This is a genomic window from Croceibacterium atlanticum (assembly GCF_001008165.2).
GTDB classification, from domain to species: Bacteria; Pseudomonadota; Alphaproteobacteria; order Sphingomonadales; family Sphingomonadaceae; genus Croceibacterium_C; species Croceibacterium_C atlanticum.
Genome location: NZ_CP011453.2, coordinates 39,749 through 60,154, shown reverse-complemented (window position 1 = coordinate 60,154; position 20,406 = coordinate 39,749). Strand labels below are relative to the sequence as shown.

The window sequence follows — 20,406 nt, the reverse complement described above, 5'->3', positions numbered from 1 at the left end:
GGGATCAGCAACGGGGATGGCCGATTTCCTCCTCGAACTCTACCACGATGCGGCGGAGTGCGGACCCGATGAGCTGCGGCTCCGCGTGCTCAGGCGCTTTCAGGAAATCGTGCCCTTCGACTTCGCCGTATGGGGGGGAGGGCAGGCAGAGGGCCGGCTGGTTACCGATCTCATTGTTCTTGACCAGAGCAAGGCGATCCTGGGGGAATGGGAGGAGGTCGCCGACCAGGACGCTTTCTGCGATCTCACCCTGAACAGGCTGGGCACCACGGCTCGTTTCGATGATGTGCCAAGCTATCGCAGAGGCCTGGCCTATAACGAACATTGGCGCAGGTTCGATGCTTCGCACATGATGGCCACCATCGTGGCGGAACAGTCTGACGGATATGTCAGCTTCGTGGGCCTGTGCGCCGATAATCGCCCGTCCGAATTCACGGATGACGAACGCAGCATCAAGCAGCTGCTCATGCCGCATTTTTCCCAGGCTTTGCGGATGAGCCGGGATATCCGGCGCGCGCGCGGCGATGTCGAAAGAGAAGCCGTGGCGCTGGTGAGTGCGGATGGTACGATCCTGTCCGCCGAACAGCCCTTTTTCGAACTCGCCAGGCGGGAATGGGGCAATTGCGCCAGCGGCCTGCCCACTGAATTGCTGCACGCGCTGAAGCGGCGGAAAAGCGTGCGCGGCATGAATGTGAGCGCCCGAATTGCGCCCTTTGGCAGAAACTACTTCCTCCATTTGTCAGCCGCGCCGGTGCTCGATTGCCTTTCCCCGCGCGAGCGCGAAGTCGCCGAACTGTTCGCCGCCGGTCTGACCCACAAGGACGTGGCCCGCGAACTGGGCTCGTCTCCTTCCACCGTCCGCAATCAGCTGGCGCGGATTTACGAGAAGCTCGGCATCTCCAGCAAGGCGAGCCTGGCTTCGCTGATCGACCGCGAGCGGCGCTGACTTCAGCCGCACTGCCATAGAGCATTTGCACTATTCCCGCCGCTGGCGGCGGCGGACTATCGCAGCGGCTCAGGACATGAGGCCGGGCCCGGATCGCGCGATGGTTCCCTTCGGGGAAAGCGCGGCGGGCAGGCCCAGGGGAAGGGTGCCATCGCCGGTGCCCGATGGAAGGCACCAGGATGACGACACCAGACTCTACCAAGGATCAGGCCGCGCCGGATGCGGCCAGCCATGCCCCGGCGGGGAGCGAAGCAGAAGGCGCAGCGTGGAATTCACCTGAAGCCAGGGCGCAGCTGACCGCGCGGGTCAGGAACATCCTGTTCACCCCCCGGACCGAATGGCAGCGCATCGATCAGGAACCGGCGAGCATTGCCGGCATCTATTCCCGGCATGTTCTCCCGCTCGCGGCGATACCGCCGATTGCAACGCTGATCGGCTCGCTTGTCTTCGGTGTGTCGGTGCTCGGCATGACATACCGGCCATCCGTGGCGTCGGCGCTCACCTCGGCCGTGGTGCAATATGGTTTGACGCTGGCCGGAATCTTCGTGCTGGGTCTGGTAATCAACTGGCTGGCACCGAAATTCGGCGGCGCGGCGGACAAGGTCCGGGCATTCAAGGTGGCCGCCTATTCCGCCACGGCGGCATGGGTCGTCGGGGTCTTCAATATCCTCCCGGCGCTGTCAGTTCTGACGGTCCTGGGATTGTACAGCCTCTATCTGCTCTATCTCGGCCTGCCCTTGCTGATGAAGGCGCCGAAGGAAAAAGCGCTGGCCTATACAGGCGTTGTCGTCCTGGTGATGGTGATTGGCGGATTGCTGATCGGATCGCTGACCGCGGCTCTCACCCGGCCATTTGCAAGCGATAATGCCATCGGCAGTGCCGCGATCGCGGATATGGTGGAGAGCCTGGGGGAAGGGGACGAGACAGTAAACAGTGCCGATATTGCGGGACTGGCCGAAAGCATGGCAGCGGGTGATCAGGCCGGGGCGATCCTGCAAAACCCCATGGGCAGCCAGTCGGCAGCCATTGATCCGAAGCGGCTGGCCTCCCTCCTGCCGCAAAACCTGGCCGGTCTGCCGGTGACGGAAACGCAGAACGCATCCGTGGGCGGCGGTCTCGGATCCAGCGCCGAAGCCAGATATGGCAGCGGAGACAGGACCGTCAGTGTCGAGATGGTGGACATGGCGCCGATCGGGGGCATTTCCGCCATGGCGTCCAGCCTCAGCGTCCAGCGCGACCGCAAAACCGCGACCGGATATGAACGGCTGGGGCAGGTCAATGGGCGCATGACCGGCGAAAAATGGGACAGCGTTTCCAAGCGGAGCGAATATAACATCCTTGTCGGCAACCGCGTGATGGTCAGCGCAGAAGGCCGCGGGGTGGAAATTGATGTGCTGAAAGCGGCCATCAACGATCTCGATCTCGACGCCATCGAAGCGGCCGTTGCCCGGAAGTAACCGCTCCGATGCGTGTTTTCCTCGCAGCTTTGTGCATTTCCTGCTGCCCGGCCATGGCCCATGCCGAGATCGACGGACATGGGCCTGATGCCTGGAGGGTCCATGATGTTGCGGCGGGTGACGTGCTCAATGCCCGGATGGGGCCCGGCACGAATTATCCCGTCATCGACGCGTTTGCACATGATGAGCGCGGCCTTCAGCAGGTTACATGCGTGCCGCTTCTCATAGCGGCGGCGCAGGCGAAATTGACGCAGGCCCAGCGCGATGCGCTTCCTCCGAGCTGGTGCCTGATGCGCTCGGCAGACCTGTCCAGGGCCGGTTGGGTGCGGCAACGCTACCTCGTGGGCGAGGGGTACGAAGCGGCGCAAAGGCCGGCACCGGCCGGAAGCGAGGCCATGATCGCCGGGGCCGTGGATCTGGTGCGCGCGCTCTATGACCATGCGGACCGCGCCGCCAATACCGGCTCCCATCCACTCGATCCGGCCAATGCGCCCGATTATTTTCCCGCGGATGCCGTGAAGGCGATGCAATCGCGCCCGCTCCAGGCCGATCCGCTGTTCGGCGCGCAGGATTTCGACGGAACTTATGGCGACCCTGTTCCGGATCCGGACCAGCCCATGTTTCGCGGAATGATCACCGTGAAGGTGGATATCGTGAATTTCGGGCAATTGCACACCGCGCTGTTCAGGCTGCGTGCCGACCCGGATCAGCCCGGCGCCCCCATACGCATTTTTCGCATCGAACACGGCGATTGGTCTTTCCCCTGACCGCCGGCTGACAAGGAACCCCTGATGATATTGCCATCCCGACACTCTTCTGCCGTTTTCGCCATGGCTGCGGTTCTGATGACGGGCGCCTGTTCCCAATCCGAAGAGACTGAAACAGAAGCCGCGCCCCAATCCAGTGGCGCCATCGAACGGTCCCATATTGGCGAGGTGAATGCCACGATGGATGGCACCGCCTATCGCGGGGCCACGCTGGCTGTTCCGTCAGAGGGAACAGCGACCGCCGAATTCAGGAAGATCGGCCCGACGACGATGATTTCGGTGCAGGCACATGATCCCGATGCGGACAGCGTGATGCACAATGTCATCAATCTCGGCTTTACCCTGGCGGGAGAGGACGCATCCGCCCCGCTTGCCGGCGTCACGATATCCTACTTCCCGGACGGGATGGACGAGCCGTTCTACAGCAGCGAGAGCAGCGAAACCGCCCCGCAAATCTCGCTCGAATCCCTGTCGCTTGAAGAGGGTTCCGCCTCGGCAATCGGCCAGTTCACGGCCAGTCTCTGCCGCAAGGCCCGCTTCTTTGCCGAAGCCGACACGAGCGATTGCATGAATGTCGAGGGAAGTTTCGACACCGCCTTGCGCAAGGGCGCCTGATCCCGCGCCCTTGCCGCGCGCGACACCGGAATGACCGGGAAAACGGAGAAATCGATGCTGGGGCCAGACAGGCACGGATTGGGAGCCTTGTTGTTCATATGCGGGCTGCTGGTCCACCTGCTGGCGTTCAGTCCCGCGGCGGGCGCCCAGGGGCGTGATCCGAACGCGCCTTACCGCGACAGTTACGATGTGCTGCATGGGGACCGGCTTGTCGGCTCATGGTCGGGGAGTGTTGCCGGAAGCTCGGTTTCGCAGAAGGACGGCCAGATGGAAGGGCAGGCCGTCTTCGTGCGGCGCGGCTATCGCGACAGCGATTATTTCGGCATTGTCCTGCACGATCATCGCCATCGGGTCGGCGATACATTTTCCGAAATCCATATCGGGACCATTCCGTGCGGACCGGGACGGCGCCGGATAGATGCCGTTCACGGACTGGAAGCGGCGAATATGCGCGGCAGCTTTGCCACCGTGTCATTCGACAACCGCCTGGGCGCGACCAATGATTCCAGCCTTCAGCTATTTCCCGTTTACGGGGCGGAAGCCAGGCGCCCGGCCACGATCACTGCCGAATGGGACGAGGACAGCTTTACGTTGCACCTTTCCGGAACCTTCGTGTCCGTGGTCACGCCGGTTGCCAACCAGACCTTCGATTACGATCGCCAGAGAGAGGGCAGGCTGGAAGAACTGCAACTGGATGCGGTTTTCACTCTCGAACGAACGCCCGAGACCGAGGAAGTTTTCGATCTGACCCTGTGCGAGGAGAAGGAATTTCTCCAGGTCGTCGAAACCGAGCCCGAAGGCGGGCGGGAGAACGTGGTTCTCGAAGGTGCGCATTTCTATATCGAATTCGACGCACCCATCGAAACGGCAACGCTGAACGAAACCACGGTCTTCATGACCACCCGCAATTCGGGCGGGGGGCCGATCTTCGTCGCCACGGACCTGTCTCTCGTCGCGTCCGACCGGGTGCGGATCAGCCCCACGGAGCCGCTTCTGGGCGGAACGGTCTATGATATCGAGGTGATGTCGGGCGAGGATGGGCTGCGCGGCCTCGAAGAGGAAATGCTTGCCAGCGATTTCCGCTTCTCGATCTCCACCCTTGTGGAGCCGGAGCAATTGCGGCTGGAAATTCATCAGGTTTCGCGGGATGCGCCGCTGGTGAAGGGCAAGCCGGCGGCCGGGCGGATCTTCGTGGAATGGGAGGAGCGGGACGACGTTCACCCTTCCTGGCAAGTGCTGAATTACCCCGTTCTGGCCGAGATTACCGACCTCGACGACAACCCCGTCTTTCCTGAAATTGCCGACCGCGCGCGCCGTCCCGACGTGATATCGGACGAGGAACGCCGCCTTGGGGAGCACAGCCTCAACCTGTTCGGCTGGACGCCCGGATCGGGGTCGCTGCCGATGCATTTCACCGCCAGGGTCAAACCGGCCAACCCTTACCCCGAGACTGCGGAGCCGGAGCCTGCGACAGTCGATCACACCATGCAATATGCCGCGGAGCATAGCGACCTGCTGGTATTCGACTATTATCTGGCGGAACATGCGGAATGGGCCGACGGCGCCGACGAACGCGCGAAGCATTACGCCTTGCTCGCAGCCCAGCAGCAGCAGACATACATGAACCAGATATTCCCTGTCGCCCGTGTCGTGGGCCGCTATCAGGGGAGCTACAATATCGCGCGGCCGATCTGCGAATTGCCAGACGCGCTGGACTGGGTGTTCTGCGATCAGGATGCAGGCAATCTGTCCGCTCTGCTCAGGCTGTTTCACGAACATGTTTCCGCCCGATCCGTCGCTCACGTGATCGTTTCCTATCATCCGCCCAGTCTTGGCGGGTCGGGCAAGACTTCTGTTCCGTTCGATCAACCCTCCACGCTGATCGCCAGGCCGGGCGAAACGGGCAAGGCCCACTTACCTGCCCCCGATCTTGCCTCGCTCAGGCTGCCGGGCGTCGAAAACCGCAACGTGATCGTCATGAGCAGTTCGCCGCTTCCCAGCGGCGTCATTCCGGGCTTCGTGACCGCGCCCCTGATCGAACACGAGTTCGGCCATGTTTTCGCGCTTCCACACACCCCCTTTGTGGACGACGGGGCGCACAGGGCGGAAGTGTGCAACTCCCTCCGCAACGCCAAGGTCCCGGGAATAGACGGGATGCGGATTGCGCTGGACGGCACGACCGGGTGGCAGAAATCGTCCGAATTCGGCAACGCCCAGTCCGGCGGGCCGATGCGCAACCTCATGTTCCCATGCGCCTATGATCACCGGGACGAATACTGGATCGATGCGGACCAGTACGAATGGCTGGTGAAACGGATGCCGGCCATCCTGCGCAATGCGGGCGCGCATACGGGTTCGCTCTCGTCGCTGGACCGGCGGCATTATGCCTTGCCCGGTCAAACGGGGGACGAGGTGTTCACCAGTGTCACATTCGACGAGGGGGCAAGCAATGGCCAGCGCTGGATCATGGTTTCGGGCGTCAGCGACGGCACGAGGGCGCAGTTCCTGCCCGCCGTCGGCGTGCCGGGGCCGCGCGATCCCGTGTCCGGTGCAGGCCCGTTTGAACTACGCGTGGAAGACGCGGACGGCCAGTTGCTCGCCCTTGCGCCGGTGGGGCCTGCGGCCAATGACGAAATCATCTGGCCGTTTTCGGCCACCGTCGCGGTAACGGGCGAACCGGCCCGCATCATCCTGCGCAATGGCGATGAAATCCTGGCGGAAAGCCGTGCCTTGCCGGAACTGGCCAGTCCCGTGGTGACTTCCCACGCGCCGGGTTCGGCATTCCGTGCAGGCGACAGGCTGGAATGGGAAGCGGGCGAGAACGCGGATGGCGGCCTGGCTTACAGCGTGCGATTTTCGCCCGATGGCCGGACATGGTCCGACCTGGCCATATTCCTTGCGGAAACCGGCTTCACACCCGATGCCCAGACATTGATGCCGGGGGAGGGGGCCGCCTTCCAGATCATCGCCCATGACGGTGTGGCCGAACGCGTCACCCTGCTGCCGGTGCAGGTCGAAATTCCGCTCACCCCGCTCGTCAGCTGGCCGTCCGAGGGCGGGCAGTCCGGGCAGGATTCCTCCGCCGGTGTTGCCTTCAATGTCGCCATCGACCCTGCTTCCCTCGATGCAGTTTCGATCCAGGCGGATGGCGCCCCGGTTCCCGCGCGCATTTCGCTCAGCCCCTCGGGCAATATTCTGACCATCGCCCCGCGCGATCCGGTGCCCGGCCGGGCTTACACCGCCATTATCGGCACGGGCCTGCGCGCCCTTGACGGACGGCGGCTGGAGCGGGAAATCCGCCTGGAATTCGCCCCCGATGCCGGTGCTGAAGCCGAAGCTCCACAGCCATGGGCAGCGGATCGCCCGGCGCTCGGCTCCGCATCCGGAGGGGATTCGCCGCAGCCCGTTCCGGAACAGGGGCGGCAGCCGCCCCGCGCGGATGATGTGGCCGCGACCGGGGACGGTGAAATCACTCTCGAAGTCGGATCGAATCCCACCATCCCGGCAAAGATCACGCGGTGCGAGCTGGATAATGGCGGCGCGCTGCGCGGATTGGGCATCGTGTTTGAAACAAATCCCGGCAGCCGCCTGGAGATCCGGATGCAGCAGGCCGGCGGTACCATCACGGCCGAATTGTCCCGCAGCGACGGCTATGATGTGAGCAATAGCGGTTCGACCGGCGGATGGGAGATGCAGCTGGACCAAGAGGGGCAAATCAGCGCCAGGGGCAAGGTCGGATTTGGCGGCGATGTGGCGGGCTTTTCCGTGACCGGCCAATGCCCTGCCCAACCATGATATCCGGAGAATGAAATGATCGGTTTTCTTCTGACTCTTGCCGCTGCCGCTGCCGCAGTTCCGCAACCGGGGACAGTGCAGCTGACGGTGAACGGGGAAACCACCACGCACGCGATCGCGGATTGTTCGCTCGATGCGCGGAACGGGATGCCTGCCCGCCTTCTCGTCCAGGAGATGGACGTTACCCTGAACCTGTCCAGGGCGGATCACGTGCAAACGATCAGTATCATCCAGGACAACGCCAACTGGGCCGCGACGCGTATGTTTATCGGGGGCAGATGGCTCGATCGCGGGCAGCCGGCGGAACCGATCGTGGGCGAGTGGGGCGAAGTGATCCGCGTTCAGGCCACGCTGACTTCCACCAGCCATCCGGGCGAAAGGCAAGTTTCGCTGATTGCCCGCTGCTAGCCAATAAAAGATGCCGCGCCGGGCCGGGCCGGGCCGGGCCGGGCTGGGCTTGGGTGGGGCAGGCCCCCGTCCGGCATCGGCCCGGCACGCATAACCGCCCGGCCAGACCGCCTCATCGCCAGATTGTTGCACTTCTCGCGGGAAGCCGTATGGCGGGCGAGGATCGATGGTCAGCTTTGCAATTCCGAGGTGGAGAATTCCTGGATGATTCAAGGGGCCACCCCGGCGAAGGCCGAGGCCGCCGCGAAGCCGAACTTCATCCGCCGCGCCCTGTCCTGTGCAAATTCCGGCGATGGCGCCATTTGGCCAGGCGAAACCCCCCTGTTGCGTGATATCACAGGCCGGTGAGCAATCTCCGCAAGATAGGGGTCGGCAGCCTGATACTCACGGCTTCGCGCGCGATCGTGAACGCGCTGGGCTTTTTATCGACCATAATGGTGGCGCGATTCCTGATGCCCGAAGATTTCGGGCTGGTCGCAATTGCGCTTTCCTTGCAGACAATCGTCATTGCCGTAACCGATGTTCCGGTCGGCCAGGCGCTGATCCATCTGAAGGAACCTTCGCAGCGCCATATCGACACGGCCTTCACGATGGGGCTGCTGCGCGCGATAGCAATCGCCGTGATCTTTGCCGGGGCAAGCTGGCCCGTGGCGGCGATCTTCGAAGAAGCGCGGCTGGGCAATATCATGCTGGCGCTTGCCGCTTCGCTGCTGATTTCCGGGATTGCCAATCCACGGCGGGCGTTGTTGCGGAAGGCGCTGATTTTCAAGCAGGAATTTTCGATAGAAGTTATCGGCAAGCTCGGCGCCGTGCTGCTTTCGATAAGTATCGCCTATCTCTGGCAAAACTATTGGGCGCTGGTGGTTGGCATTGTGGGCGGCCAGCTGGCAACCCTGATCGCATCCTATACCCTGGTGCGCTATCGCCCCCGCTTCGACCTGTCCGAATTCCGCGTGCTCTGGTCCTTTTCGGGCTGGATGACGCTGAAAAGCACGGTCAGCACGATCAATTCGCAGTCCGACCAGTTGTTCATCGGCAAGCTGCTGTCACCGACCGCGGTGGGCATCTATTCGGTGGGTGACAATCTGGCCAAGCTGCCCACGCGAGAGGCCACGCTGCCGCTGACCAGCGTGTTGTTCCCGGCCTTCAGCAACCTCACTTCCAACCTGCCAAGGCTCGCCCATGCCTATACGCGCGCGCAGGGGCTGGTGACTGCCGTGGCATTGCCGGTCGGGGTCGGTTTCGCGCTGGTGGCAGAACGGCTGGTGCCGCTTGCCATGGGGGAGAAATGGATCCCCTCCATCATCGTGATCCAGATATTAAGTTCGGTCTTTGCGTTCCAGACGATCGGATCCATCGCCCACCCGCTGGCCATGGCGATGGGCGAGACCAAGGCCCTGTTCAAGCGCGATCTCCAATTGCTTTTCATACGCTTGCCCATGATCGTTGCCGGGCTGGTGTTCGGCGGCCTGATGGGCGTGCTGATAGCGCGCGTATTTTCCGGCCTGATCGTAATCGGCTTCAACATGGCGATCGTGAAATCGCTGATCGGACAATCCATCGTGAAGCAATTGACCAATAGCTGGCGATCGATCCTTTCCGTGGGGCTGATGGTAATCGGGGTGGAAAGCCTTTCCGGCGTGATGCCGGTATCGGGTGACTGGTTCGTGCAACTGGCGCAGTTGGCGGGTCTGATCGCAGTTGGCGGCCTTATATATCTTGGCGGCGGATTGCTGGTCTGGATCGCGGCGGGCAGGCCGCAGGGGCCGGAAGCTTCGGCGCTAGAATGGGCGGGCAAGGGGATGGCAGCAATTCGTGCCCGTCTGGCGTGACGGATAGCTGACGCGGCGGTTTCTTTTCAGGCAGGAAATATCTGGTTCGCAGAACTTCGCATGTCACGGGTGGCCTGCGAACCAAGGGCAGTGCTCCCTCTCGCTACCGCGCCCCCTTCGGCTCCCATAAATCGTAGGGGAAGCTCTCCAGCAACGGGGCGGCATCGAAGTTCGGAGGGGATAGAGGCCCGGCATCCAGCGCTTCTTCGACGGAGGTGGCAGACCGGAATGTTGAACGCCCGACCCCCTCGCAATAGTCTATATATTTGAAATCCGGCTCTGTTTCGCTCAGGCGGACATGGGAACAGGGAATGCCGAAAGCATCGGCGATGATCAGCCCGTGCAGCGAACTCGAAACGATGAACTCGCATTCGCAGATGGCGTCGATGACCCGGCCCCAATTCCACATCGGGTCAATCACATCGTCCCGGTCGAGCAAGTCGCGGTCGTGAAGATTTGGGACAACGCCGATCTTTCCCGGTTGCGTCCGCCGCTTGAAGCGCTGGGGGAACAAGCGCGGAATCAACAGGGCCGGATCCCCGAACACACTCGGCACGCTGATGCCGCGATCCATCAGGAATTTCTGCGTCAGCGGGCCGCGAACAGCCCGGACATCGAGATCGGCAAAAGGATGCTGCTCACTACTGATCTTGCCGTTGCGGCCGCTGCCCCAGACGGTGTCCCCGGTTGCGGCGAAATGTAACACCGATCCGATGGTGAACAGGCGCGCCTTGGGCGCAGGTTCATCGAACAATATCTCTCTGGCCGCCAGCATTCGCTGCGTAACGGCAGATGCCAGGTAATCGCCAAAATTCAGACCTTGCGCCGGCTTCCAGAAGAAGATTTCGACATGAGGATAGCTTTCCTCAAGCACGGGGCGCCGGGCGCGGAGTGGCGCCCGATGCAGCTTTTCCCTGATCCTGCCAAACATGGTCATGCTATCGCGCTGCACATGGGGGATGGCAATGGCCGATGGCAAGCAGCGCATCCCGGCGTCCGCGCGGCAAGGCGTGGATTGCAGAACCTTTATTGAGGATGTTGCGATGGGGCGGCACGCCCCCGTCAGCAGCGTCGATCGTGGCTTTTATCTCTGCCTCACCTGAGCAAGCTATCACACATTTCGCAGCATAGCGGGCCGCCGGGCCGGGCGATAGGCTGCTGTTTGGCGGCTCATGCCGCGCCCCGTCACAGCCCGCCGACGACTTTCGCCGCGGCATTGGCTTCTGCGGTCAGTGCCTGGGCATAGCGGGCGGGTTGGGTCGGGCTTTTCCAGCGCAGGGCGTGCATGATGCCGGCCAGGTCCTGCCCGCTGGCGAACAGGTCCTGCGTCAGGCCCACGCGGGTCGAATGGGCGGAGAGGGAGCGGCGCCAGCTTTCATATTGCGCCTCGCTCAACATCGCGAAATGGCCTGCTGCCCGCGCCGTATCCAGCATGTCGCGATAGATCAGCGTGACCGATTGCCCGGTAATCCGCGCGCCGACCGACCAGACATCCTCCCCCGTCTTGCGCTGGGCGCGGTGCAGGCGGCGGAACACGGCGCCCCCCTCTTTCGCGGAGGCTGCCTGCCATTCGCCCAGAAACTGCATGGTCCGGGGGGAGAGATAGGCATAGGTGCCCGCGCCTTCCTGGTCCGATTTGCTGCGCGGCACGAACAGGCGGCCGCCGCCGCCGGTCCCGCTTTCCACATGGTCCCATATCGCCGCCACGATTTCCGACCGGCGCAGCCCCGTATCGAAGGCGAGGCTGAGCAAGGCCTTGTCCCGCGTGGCCTTTATCCCCTGCGGCGCGGCGGCAAGCATCGCCTCCACGCTGACGCCGACAAAGCCGGACACGTCGCGCGGATCGGCCACTTCGCCGCGATAGCGCAGGCCGCGCGCCTGTTTCTGCCGCACGCCGAGTTCGCGCCGCTGGGCCTTGAGTTCCAGCCTCACCAGTTCCGCCCTGGTCGGATCGGCAAGGTCCGCCAGCGTGTGGGCCCGCGCGATGGAACTGACATAGCGGGCCAGCGTGGCGGCCTTCTTCCCCTCCGCCGCCTTGTCCCGAATGAAGCGGGCAATATCGGCGGGGCTGGCGGGCAAGCCGCTGCATTGCCGGGCGCGGCACCATGTGCCGAAAACCCGCATGTCCGATTGCAGGGCGCGCACGCTGTTCGCGCTCATCGCCCGGCGCGCCGTTTCCAGCAGCTCCGCATCGAAGCGAACCGGCGATCCGGGGGCAATGGGCACAAGGTCCGACATGGGCCGGATAATGCCCCCACCCCATGCCCGGCGCAACCCTACTAGTGATAACTGCCATTATCGCTAGTAGGGTTTGGGCCCGCATGACCCCGCATGGCATTGGCGGGAAAGCGCTTGCCGGGGGCGTTCGGATCGCCAACGCGGGCAAGAAAGCCTATGGGCCCGATCCGATGACGCAGGAGCCCCGCTTGCCGCAAGTCTCCCTTCATAATGGACGATATATCGCGCTGGCCTGCGCGGCGATGGCCGCATGGCTGGCCGCCTTGCTGGCCGGCGGCCCTGCGTCCGGGTGGGACCGGATGGTGTTTGCCTTGCTGCGCCCGCAGGAACGGGGGTGGATCGCGGAATGGGCCTATGCGCTGACATGGCTGGGCGATTGGCTGGTGCTGGTCCCGCTGGCGCTGGCGGCGGCGGGCTATCTCTGGTGGCGCGGGCGGCGCGCGCAGGCCTGGGGCTTGCTGGGCACAGTGGCGGCGGTGCGTATATTGGTGGCCGCGCAGAAGGAATTATTCGGCCGCCCCCGGCCCGATGTCGAACACTGGATGGCGGAATATAGCGCCAGCTTCCCCAGCGCCCATGCGGCAAACTCGCTCGCCACCTTGCTGGCGATTGCGATCCTGCTGCCGCCCACGCATTCCGCCCGCAGGCTGGCGGTCGGCATTGCGCTGGCCATCTGCGCCGTGGTGGGCGCGAGCCGGATCGTGCTCGGCGTTCATTGGCCGAGCGACATTATCGGCGGATGGGCCTTTGCAACGCTCGCCACGATCCCGCTCTGGCGGCTGCGGGCGCCCAAGGCGGGCTAGGCCCGCAGGTCCGGCGCGCTGCCCGGCCCTTTTCCCATTTCTCAAAAAAATTATATCGCCCGGTATAAAATGCTCTTGAAGCGGGTTGGGGCGATTACCATACCTTCCGGTACAGAATGGAGCAGCTTGCTGGACCGGGCCTTGCAGCCCGGTTCCGGGCCGGTTCTCCAGGATGGCAGACTGGATCACCCCACGGCCGGCGGGGACCTCGCTTCGGCGGGCATATCTTCGCTCGGCTGACATCAGGAAAGGTAATAAAATGAAGCGTTTTATGCTCGTCGGGGCAGCCATTGCCGCGCTTTCGACCGCACCGGCCGCCGCGCAGGAATTCCAGGGGCCCTATGTCGGCGCACAGGCTGGCTGGAACCAGGACAAGGCCGTTGACGGCAAGCAGGATGCCTTTGTCGGCGGCGTTTTCGCCGGTTACGATCATGAAGTGGCGCCCAATGTCGTGCTGGGCGTGGAAGGCGGCTTCTCGCTTGGCGCCAGCGACCGGATCGGCCCGAACGGTGCCGATAATGCCTCTCTCGATCCGCGCTATTCCTTCGATGCTTCGGCCCGCGCCGGATATGTCCTTGGCGAACGCAACCTGCTCTATGTGCGGGGCGGCTATGCCAATACGCGCGCGCGGCTGACGCAGGATATCAGCGGCGTGGCGGTGCGCAGCCAGGATAATTACGATGGCTGGTTCGTGGGCGGCGGCGTGGAACGCAAGCTGCTCGACAATGTCTCCACCCGTGTCGAATATCGCTACAGCGATCTTGGCGATAATAACGATATCGGCAAGTATGAACGGCACCAGGTGCTGGCCGGTGTAGCCTATCGGTTCTGACGCCGATCCGAGAATGCAAGCGGCCCCGCGCCCGGATCATCCGGCCGCGGGGCCATTTGCGAAACGCGCCCGCAATCAGTCCGGTGCCACACGCCCGCCGTTTCAAACAGCGGCCGGACTGCCGGCAAAAGCGCTCAGATCACGCCGAGCGCTTTCATCGCCTCGGCAACGCGGATGAAACCGGCGACATTCGCACCCAGCACGTAATCGCCGGGGCGGCCATATTCTTCGGCCGTCGCGGCGCAGCGATCGTGGATGTCGTGCATGATCGCCGCGAGCCGCGTCTCGGTCTGCTCGAAGGTCCAGCTATCGCGTGAGGCGTTCTGCTGCATCTCCAGCGCCGAAGTGGCGACGCCGCCCGCATTGGCCGCCTTGCCGGGGCCGAACAGCACGCCTGCTTCGTGGAACAGGCGCACCGCTTCGGGCGTGCAAGGCATGTTGGCCCCCTCACCCACCGCCACGACGCCGTTGGCGATCAGGGCCTTCGCATCTTTGCCGGTCAGCTCGTTCTGAGTGGCCGAAGGCATGGCGATGTCGCAGGGCACGTTCCAGACGCTTCCCTGATCCTGGTACCGCGCCTTGGGCCTGAGTTCCGCATATTCGGATATTCGCCCGCGGCGGACCTGCTTGATCTCCTTCACCAGATCGAGGTCGATACCCTCCTCGTCCACTACAAATCCGCCCGAATCCGAGCAGGCGATGACCTTGCCGCCGAATTCCCGGATTTTCTCGATCGTGTAGATCGCGACATTGCCCGATCCGGAAACCACGACCCGCTTCCCGTCAAAACTGCCGGCGCGGGTGGCGAGCATCCGCTCGACGAAATAGGCCGCGCCATAGCCCGTCGCCTCCGTCCGCGCGCGTGATCCGCCATAGACCAGCCCCTTGCCCGTCATGACGGCCGCCTCGTACCGGTTCGTGAGCCGCTTGTACTGCCCGAACAGATAGCCGACCTCGCGCGAACCCACGCCGATATCGCCTGCGGGAACGTCGGTATATTCGCCGAGATGCCGATAGAGTTCGGTCATGAAGGACTGGCAGAACCGCATGATCTCACCGTCGGACCGGCCTCGCGGATTGAAGTCCGAACCGCCCTTGCCGCCGCCGATCGGCAGCCCGGTCAGCGCATTCTTGAAGATCTGCTCGAAGCCGAGAAACTTGACGATCCCGACATTGACCGAAGGGTGGAAGCGCAATCCGCCCTTGTACGGCCCCAGCGCCGAATTGAACTGGACGCGAAAGCCCCGGTTGATACGCACCCTGTTGTCATCATCCACCCAGGGCACGCGGAAGATGATCTGTCGTTCGGGCTCGCAGATGCGCTCTATCAGCGCATTGTCTGCATATTCCGGATGTTTGGCAATCACGCGTCCCAGGCTCTCGAGCACTTCCTGCACAGCCTGCAGGAATTCGGTTTCGCCGGCGTTCCGGCGAAGCACGTCATTGAGGATGGGCTGCAACTTCTCGTCGATCATGTTCTTTCTTACCTTGCTTTTGACCTGCCCGATGCCGGGGTGCCCCCGTAGATCGAGCGGTCATGGATATGCTTGTTTTTTGCAGAGCCGGGGCTGGGGTCGGGACTGGGGCCGGGACCGCAGCAGAACGGCATGTTGCCGTCAGGCGGGCCGCACGATCTCGCTTTCGGTAATGACCGCCTGCATCGCGATGTCGTGGGGTTGCGGGAAGATGGTCGCTATCTCCTGCTCCGCATATCCCACTCCGAAAAACCGCGGTTTCCGGGGCAGCGCCGCCATCGTCCGGTCGAAAAAGCCACCCCCGTAACCAAGCCGGTAGCAGGCCCGGTCGAAGCCGACGACGGGCGCGATCGCAATGTCCGGCAGAATTTCGGGACCATCGGCCGGAAACGGGATGTTCCACACTCCGCGTTCCAGCCTGGCCCCGCTGCGCCAGGCGCGAAAGACCAGGGGCTCCGCCTTGCGCACCACCACAGGCAGCGCCGTCGTCGCGCCGCGCTCTCGCAGTCGCTTGAGAAGAGGCTTGAGGTCGGGCTCTCCGCGGAAGGGCCAGTAGGCGCTGACCACCAGCCCCGCCGGATCTCCGATAAGTTCTTCAAGCTGTGCGGCAATGCGCAAGGTGCGTTCCTCGCGCCCCGACGCAGGAACAGCCATGCGCGCATCGATCAGGCGGGTGCGTTCGCCCTTTCGCCAGGCATCAAGATCATGCGGTTCGTTCATGTGTCCCCAGCTGCGATTGTCTGCGTCAAACGCCCAAAGCACAAGATGGGGGCGAACCCAACGGGCGTTCGCTCGTGAGAAAGGCCAGCAGCCGCGAAGAACGGTCGTGGCAGGCGCGGCCTCCGAAGAGTTCGCAATCCTCCAGCGCCGAAAGCCCATATTCGATAATCGATGCGCGCGCAGCGCTTTCGTCAACGATGGCGATCTACATGGCGGAGGCGATATTGCATTGCAGCATTGCTTCAAGCACAACCTCCGCTGTAAAGGTTCTTGCGCGGCGACCACGTTCCCGCCCCGAGCATGGGTGTTTCAAGACCGGGACGGCCCGGCGGCTTCACCGGGAGGCTGCCATGGCGTGGCTCGTCTTGTTTTTTGCAGGTCTGTTCGAGGTCGTCTGGGCGACGGCCATGAAGATGTCCGAAGGTTTCACCAAAGCCGTTCCAACCGGGATCATGGTGGCAGCCATGCTGCTCAGTTTCATTCTGCTGGCCTGGTCCATGCGGGTTCTCCCGCTCGGCACAGCCTATACGATCTGGACCGGCATCGGCGCGTTGGGTGCATTCATTGTCGGCGTTGCCGTTTTTGGCGAACCGCTCGGTTTTCTGAGGATTTTCGCCGCGCTCCTAATCGTGAGCGGGCTTGTCCTGATGAAACTTGCCACCCCTGGCTGAGGCGGGTCGGTGCCCGGTTGACGGAACGACCCGCGCCGCCGCTTCGGCTCTCGTCCGGTCAGCCGCCCCGGCCTTCCTTGCCGACCGTTATGCTGGCCTGCAGATCCGTGGGGCGGATGACCGGCCTGGCCGGGGCATCGGCCACCAGCTTGACCCAGAGGGAATCCCCGTTCCGGAAATAGGAAGTCTCGTCCGCCCGGCGCAATGCGGCCATGCTGCCCTGTTCGGTGCCGGACGCCGCGTGGGTGAAGCCCGGCAGTTCGAACATGACCCATGAACCCGCATCCATTTCGGACAGGCTGAGGGTGACTTCCGGCCTTTCGGTTTTCACCTGTATCTCGGTGCCGGCGCGCACGGTGCTCATGTCGCCATTGACCTTGAATTCCTTGCCGTCCCGAACAAGCGCGATGGGGGCCTGCGGTGCACGGCGAGAGAACAGGGCGGCACGCTGGGCCTTCACCAGCGGCGTATCGGGCGCATTCGGGCTGATCGATGCGATCAGGGCGAAACGGGCGGTCCGCGATTCCAGATCGACCGCCGCGGGAAATTCTCCCCTGGCGTCCGATAGATTCAGGCGGCCGATATCGCCCGTGCAGACAGAGGCGTTCCAGCTGGGCCGGATCACGCAGCTTTCATCGGTGGCGACGCTGTCATTCTCGCCATCGTGGAGGATGACTTGGCTATCGGGAATGCCCGTTACCGATCCGTCCAGATCGTGGAAGGAAAGCGTGCGATAGGCATCGCCGCCGCGATTATCATTATCGAACCGGGCATCGAATTTCGGGAAATAGACGGGCTTGGCATTGACGAATTCCGCACCGCTGATCGTGCTTCGCGTGCTCAGCCCCGCGCTGGTATAGAGCAGGAAGGACAGGGCCCCTGTCTTTCGCTGGTCATTGTCCTGGAAATTCACGAATTTCGTGTTTACCACGTCATCGCGGTAATCGTAATATTCATATCCGCGGATGGGGAAATCCGGGATCGCCGGCTTCGGCAGGCTGCGGCCATAGGCGATTTCCTCGGGCGTGGTCGGATTGCCGATATTGTCGCTTTCCCCCACGACCAGCGAATCCACCAGTCGGGAACTGAACGGCAGGCTGCCAATGTCACCGGCGGCCTGCGTCATGCCGATGGCATTATCGGCCAGTTTCATGTTGCTGTAGACGTAAAGATCGCCCCGGCCCCACAGGCCGCCATTGCGGTTCTTGTAGGCGGTCAGGTCCTCGAAGTGCGTTTCCATCACTTCGCTTTCCAGATCGGTGGGATCGGCCAGGGGAATCAACGGCAGGGAGGCCAGCCCGAAAGTATTATCTTCGTCGATATGCCGGTCGATCAGGAAACCGTCGAAATTGGAATGGGCCACATTGCCGCTGAATTTGCGCAGCGGCGTGCGGCGCGGCCAGGTCTTGGCGGAAATTTCCGTGCCCAGGAAGGCGCCATTCGGGTGTTGCGGGATGGACAGCCAGAAACCGACCTGGTCCGATCCGGCCGCGACATTGTCGATATAGCTGTTATCCGGGTTGGTGATCCAGAAGGACGCCACCGTATTGTCCGAAGGCAGCAGGGTGTTCCCGCCGTGGAAGCTGGCTTCCCGGTAGGCCGCCATATCCCCGTATGGATTGTTGACCTCTCCATTGGCGGCAAGATTGGTGGGCACGCAGTCCAGCGTCGGATGGCACTTGGTCTGGATGGCCAGGTTCCGGATGAACTCGTTCCCCGTCTCGATCCCGTCTTCCATGAAGAAGCAGTGACCCACCGTGTTGTAGGCCACGTTGTTCTCGATCTTCAGATTGTTCGTGCCGTGCACGGTGACGCAGCGATTATAGGTGTCGTGGATGGAATTGTTGCGCACATACTGGCCCAGCCCTTCGCCCAGCACGTGGAAATGCATCGGATACCGGGCGAGGGTCAGATGCTGGCCCATGCGGTTGAGTTCCACCCCGTCCACATAGGCATGCGATCCGGCCATCGCCATGATATGCCCGCCGAAATAGCTTTCCGCCGCGTCCTCTGACGCCTGCACCTTGATGTTGCGGGTCAGCAGGGCGACTTCGCCCCGTTCGTCCACGCCATGGGTGATTTCGCCGAAATGCATATATTCGAGCGGTTCGGCAAAATTGAGCCTGTTGCCGCTTACGCCGGTGATCGTCCGGCGCTCCGCCTGCCGCGGATTGAAGTCGGTCGAAGCCAGCACGATCTCGTCCCCCGCGCGCCATCCGGATGCGTCGAGCACTTCGATACTGGTGGCCCCGGCCTCTGCCGTGGCGGAAAGCTTGGTCCATGTGTGATCGCGGTTGCCGTGCATGTTCAGCGTGCCGCGCAGCAGCATGATGCCGCGATCGCCCATCGTGTTGATGTCTTCGCCCGGAAAACGGTCGGTCAGCGTGATCGTGGCGTTCTTCGTGTGGGGATCGCCCTCGGTGCCGATCTGCAGCTCGCCCCCGGCCACGTAAATCCACTCGGTCATCAGGTCGAGATCCCGCTCGTCCGAAAAGCGCAGCCGGCCCTGCACCGTCAGGCTGCGCAGCGCGGGCGGGCTGACATCCAGCAGCACGTCCATGTCGCGGGTGATGGTCACTGCATCGCCTTCAGCCGGAACCTTGCCGCCGGGCCATGCCGCGGGATCGGACCAGTTGAGCGCCCGCATCGAAGCCTGCGATTCTGCCGGAATATCGGCATGGGCATGGCCTTGCGCGGCGGCGGCGCCCCCCCCGCCCAGCAGGGCCGATACCGGCAAAAGCCACGAAACTGGATGCAGGCGAGACTGCTTGACCATGGAATATTCCCTCTCCGGCGGGATTCTTGCCCGCCCCTTTTTGATTTCGGCAATAAGTATGCATCGGAAGGTTCGCTTTGCCAAGAGCCCGTCGCGGGATCGCGGCGATGCGCCTGAACAGCCGCAAATGCGATTCAACTTGACTAAAGGTATTTTGATGTAGTCAAATTGGCGATGAGAGAGGGGCAGCTATATGATGGGTGCAAGATTCAGGCTGGGCATGGCGCACATGGTCGTTCGGGGCGGTTCCGGGCGATGAACAGTAAGATCCTGCGGCGCATTGCCGCGCCTGTGCTGATGCTGGCGATTGCATCGCCCATCGCCGCCCATCACAGCTTCGCCATGTTCGACCAGCGCCAGATCATGACGATCGAAGGCGATGTCATCGAATTCCAGTGGACCAATCCGCACGCCTTCATCGAACTGGAAGCAGGCGATGGCCGGCACTGGAGCATCGAACTGAACAGCCCAAACAATCTCAAGCGGCAAGGCTGGAACCGGGTTTCGCTGCGCAGCGGGGAACACATAAGCCTGCGCATGAACCCGTTGCGCAACGGCAAGCCGGGCGGCCTGTTCCTCGATCTGCGCAAGGCTGACGGCACTGTGCTCGATTCCGGCCTGCCCAAGAACGGGCAGCCCGTGAACGTCCCCCAAATCTGACAGACTGGAGTGCGCGAGATGACCCGCTTGGGAGTTCTGATAGCCGGTGCGGCGCTTGGCCTGATGCCGCTCGCCGGGGGTACGGCGCTGGCCCATCACAGCTATTCGATGTTCGACATGAAAAAGACCGTGGTGCTGGACGCGACGGTGGAGCAATTCCGCTGGTCCAATCCCCACGCCTTCATCCGGGTGCGGGTGCCGACCGATCAGGGGACGGAGCTGTGGTCCATCGAGATGACCAGCCCCAATAATCTGATCCAGGAAGGCTGGACGCGGCGCACGCTCAAGACCGGCGACCGGGTGCAGCTTTACGTCCACCCGCTGCGCAATGGCGCGCTGGGCGCCAGCTATGCCGGGGTGAAGCTGGCCGATGGCAGCACGCTGGGCGAGGTAGATTGATCGCCTGAGCGG

19 protein-coding genes are annotated in these 20,406 nt (G+C 63.0%); 14 read left to right on the top strand and 5 right to left on the bottom strand.

From position 1 onward, the window contains the following. The first annotated feature begins 16 nt into the window (after positions 1-16). The 7 genes from WYH_RS16240 (at position 17) to WYH_RS16210 (ending at position 9,820) form a co-directional block, all read left to right on the top strand. On the top strand, positions 17-946 hold the full coding sequence (locus WYH_RS16240) for a helix-turn-helix transcriptional regulator (RefSeq protein WP_221232190.1): 930 nt from the start codon (positions 17-19) through the stop codon (positions 944-946). Positions 947-1,125: 179 nt separating this feature from the next. Next, positions 1,126-2,403 carry a Yip1 family protein gene (locus WYH_RS16720; protein ID WP_082348128.1) on the top strand — a complete coding sequence of 426 codons (1,278 nt, stop codon included), beginning with the start codon at positions 1,126-1,128 and terminating at the stop codon, positions 2,401-2,403. An 8-nt stretch (positions 2,404-2,411) separates the two neighbouring features. Next, positions 2,412-3,170, top strand: a complete 759-nt coding sequence (locus WYH_RS16230; protein ID WP_169780838.1) for an SH3 domain-containing protein — start codon at positions 2,412-2,414, stop codon at positions 3,168-3,170. 24 nt (positions 3,171-3,194) lie between these two features. Further along, the gene (locus WYH_RS16225) at positions 3,195-3,785 is read left to right on the top strand and encodes a hypothetical protein (RefSeq protein ID WP_169780836.1); all 591 of its coding nucleotides are present in this window, start codon (positions 3,195-3,197) and stop codon (positions 3,783-3,785) included. Between the two features lie 30 nt (positions 3,786-3,815). After that, entirely contained in the window at positions 3,816-7,580 is a 3,765-nt protein-coding gene (locus tag WYH_RS16220) for an Ig-like domain-containing domain (protein ID WP_156320216.1), read from the top strand. A gap of 15 nt (positions 7,581-7,595) precedes the next feature. Further along, complete coding sequence (locus WYH_RS16215; protein ID WP_046905310.1) at positions 7,596-7,988, top strand: hypothetical protein; 393 nt, start codon at positions 7,596-7,598, stop codon at positions 7,986-7,988. 344 nt (positions 7,989-8,332) lie between these two features. Beyond that, a complete protein-coding gene (locus tag WYH_RS16210; RefSeq protein ID WP_046905309.1) occupies positions 8,333-9,820 on the top strand; it encodes a lipopolysaccharide biosynthesis protein in 1,488 nt (495 codons plus the stop codon). 103 nt (positions 9,821-9,923) lie between these two features. Here WYH_RS16210 and WYH_RS16205 read toward each other — a convergent pair whose 3' ends face one another. After that, entirely contained in the window at positions 9,924-10,757 is an 834-nt protein-coding gene (locus tag WYH_RS16205; protein ID WP_169780834.1) for a polysaccharide pyruvyl transferase family protein, read from the bottom strand. Positions 10,758-10,785: 28 nt separating this feature from the next. Between WYH_RS16205 and WYH_RS17035 the strand changes: the two genes are divergently transcribed. Then, positions 10,786-10,923 (top strand): hypothetical protein, encoded by a 138-nt coding sequence (locus WYH_RS17035; RefSeq protein WP_169780832.1) that lies wholly within the window; start codon positions 10,786-10,788, stop codon positions 10,921-10,923. A gap of 82 nt (positions 10,924-11,005) precedes the next feature. Here WYH_RS17035 and WYH_RS16200 read toward each other — a convergent pair whose 3' ends face one another. Then, positions 11,006-12,058: a tyrosine-type recombinase/integrase gene (locus WYH_RS16200; RefSeq protein ID WP_046905307.1), complete on the bottom strand. Its 1,053-nt coding sequence runs from the start codon at positions 12,056-12,058 to the stop codon at positions 11,006-11,008. Positions 12,059-12,141: 83 nt separating this feature from the next. Between WYH_RS16200 and WYH_RS16195 the strand changes: the two genes are divergently transcribed. Both WYH_RS16195 and WYH_RS16190 read left to right on the top strand, forming a co-directional pair. Further along, positions 12,142-12,861 (top strand): phosphatase PAP2 family protein, encoded by a 720-nt coding sequence (locus tag WYH_RS16195; protein WP_053833715.1) that lies wholly within the window; start codon positions 12,142-12,144, stop codon positions 12,859-12,861. Between the two features lie 259 nt (positions 12,862-13,120). Further along, positions 13,121-13,693, top strand: coding sequence for an outer membrane protein (locus tag WYH_RS16190; protein WP_046905306.1), 573 nt, complete (start codon positions 13,121-13,123; stop codon positions 13,691-13,693). Between the two features lie 134 nt (positions 13,694-13,827). Here WYH_RS16190 and gdhA read toward each other — a convergent pair whose 3' ends face one another. Further along, entirely contained in the window at positions 13,828-15,168 is a 1,341-nt protein-coding gene (gdhA, locus tag WYH_RS16185) for an NADP-specific glutamate dehydrogenase (protein ID WP_046905305.1), read from the bottom strand. Positions 15,169-15,309: 141 nt separating this feature from the next. Further along, complete coding sequence (locus WYH_RS16180) at positions 15,310-15,888, bottom strand: 5-formyltetrahydrofolate cyclo-ligase (protein WP_046905304.1); 579 nt, start codon at positions 15,886-15,888, stop codon at positions 15,310-15,312. 350 nt (positions 15,889-16,238) lie between these two features. On the opposite strand from WYH_RS16180, the gene WYH_RS16175 reads away from it, so the two are divergent. Beyond that, entirely contained in the window at positions 16,239-16,559 is a 321-nt protein-coding gene (locus tag WYH_RS16175; protein WP_046905339.1) for a DMT family transporter, read from the top strand. A 58-nt stretch (positions 16,560-16,617) separates the two neighbouring features. Here WYH_RS16175 and WYH_RS16170 read toward each other — a convergent pair whose 3' ends face one another. Further along, on the bottom strand, positions 16,618-19,335 hold the full coding sequence (locus WYH_RS16170) for a G8 domain-containing protein (protein ID WP_053833714.1): 2,718 nt from the start codon (positions 19,333-19,335) through the stop codon (positions 16,618-16,620). Here WYH_RS16170 and WYH_RS16925 point away from each other — a divergent pair. The 3 genes from WYH_RS16925 (at position 19,334) to WYH_RS16160 (ending at position 20,394) form a co-directional block, all read left to right on the top strand. Further along, entirely contained in the window at positions 19,334-19,498 is a 165-nt protein-coding gene (locus WYH_RS16925; protein WP_156320215.1) for a hypothetical protein, read from the top strand. The two genes, WYH_RS16170 and WYH_RS16925, sit on opposite strands and share 2 nt — an antisense overlap. Before the next feature lie 92 nt (positions 19,499-19,590). Continuing rightward, positions 19,591-19,995, top strand: a complete 405-nt coding sequence (locus WYH_RS16165; protein WP_053833713.1) for a DUF6152 family protein — start codon at positions 19,591-19,593, stop codon at positions 19,993-19,995. 18 nt (positions 19,996-20,013) lie between these two features. Continuing rightward, a complete protein-coding gene (locus WYH_RS16160) occupies positions 20,014-20,394 on the top strand; it encodes a DUF6152 family protein (RefSeq protein ID WP_046903031.1) in 381 nt (126 codons plus the stop codon). Positions 20,395-20,406 lie beyond the last annotated feature (12 nt).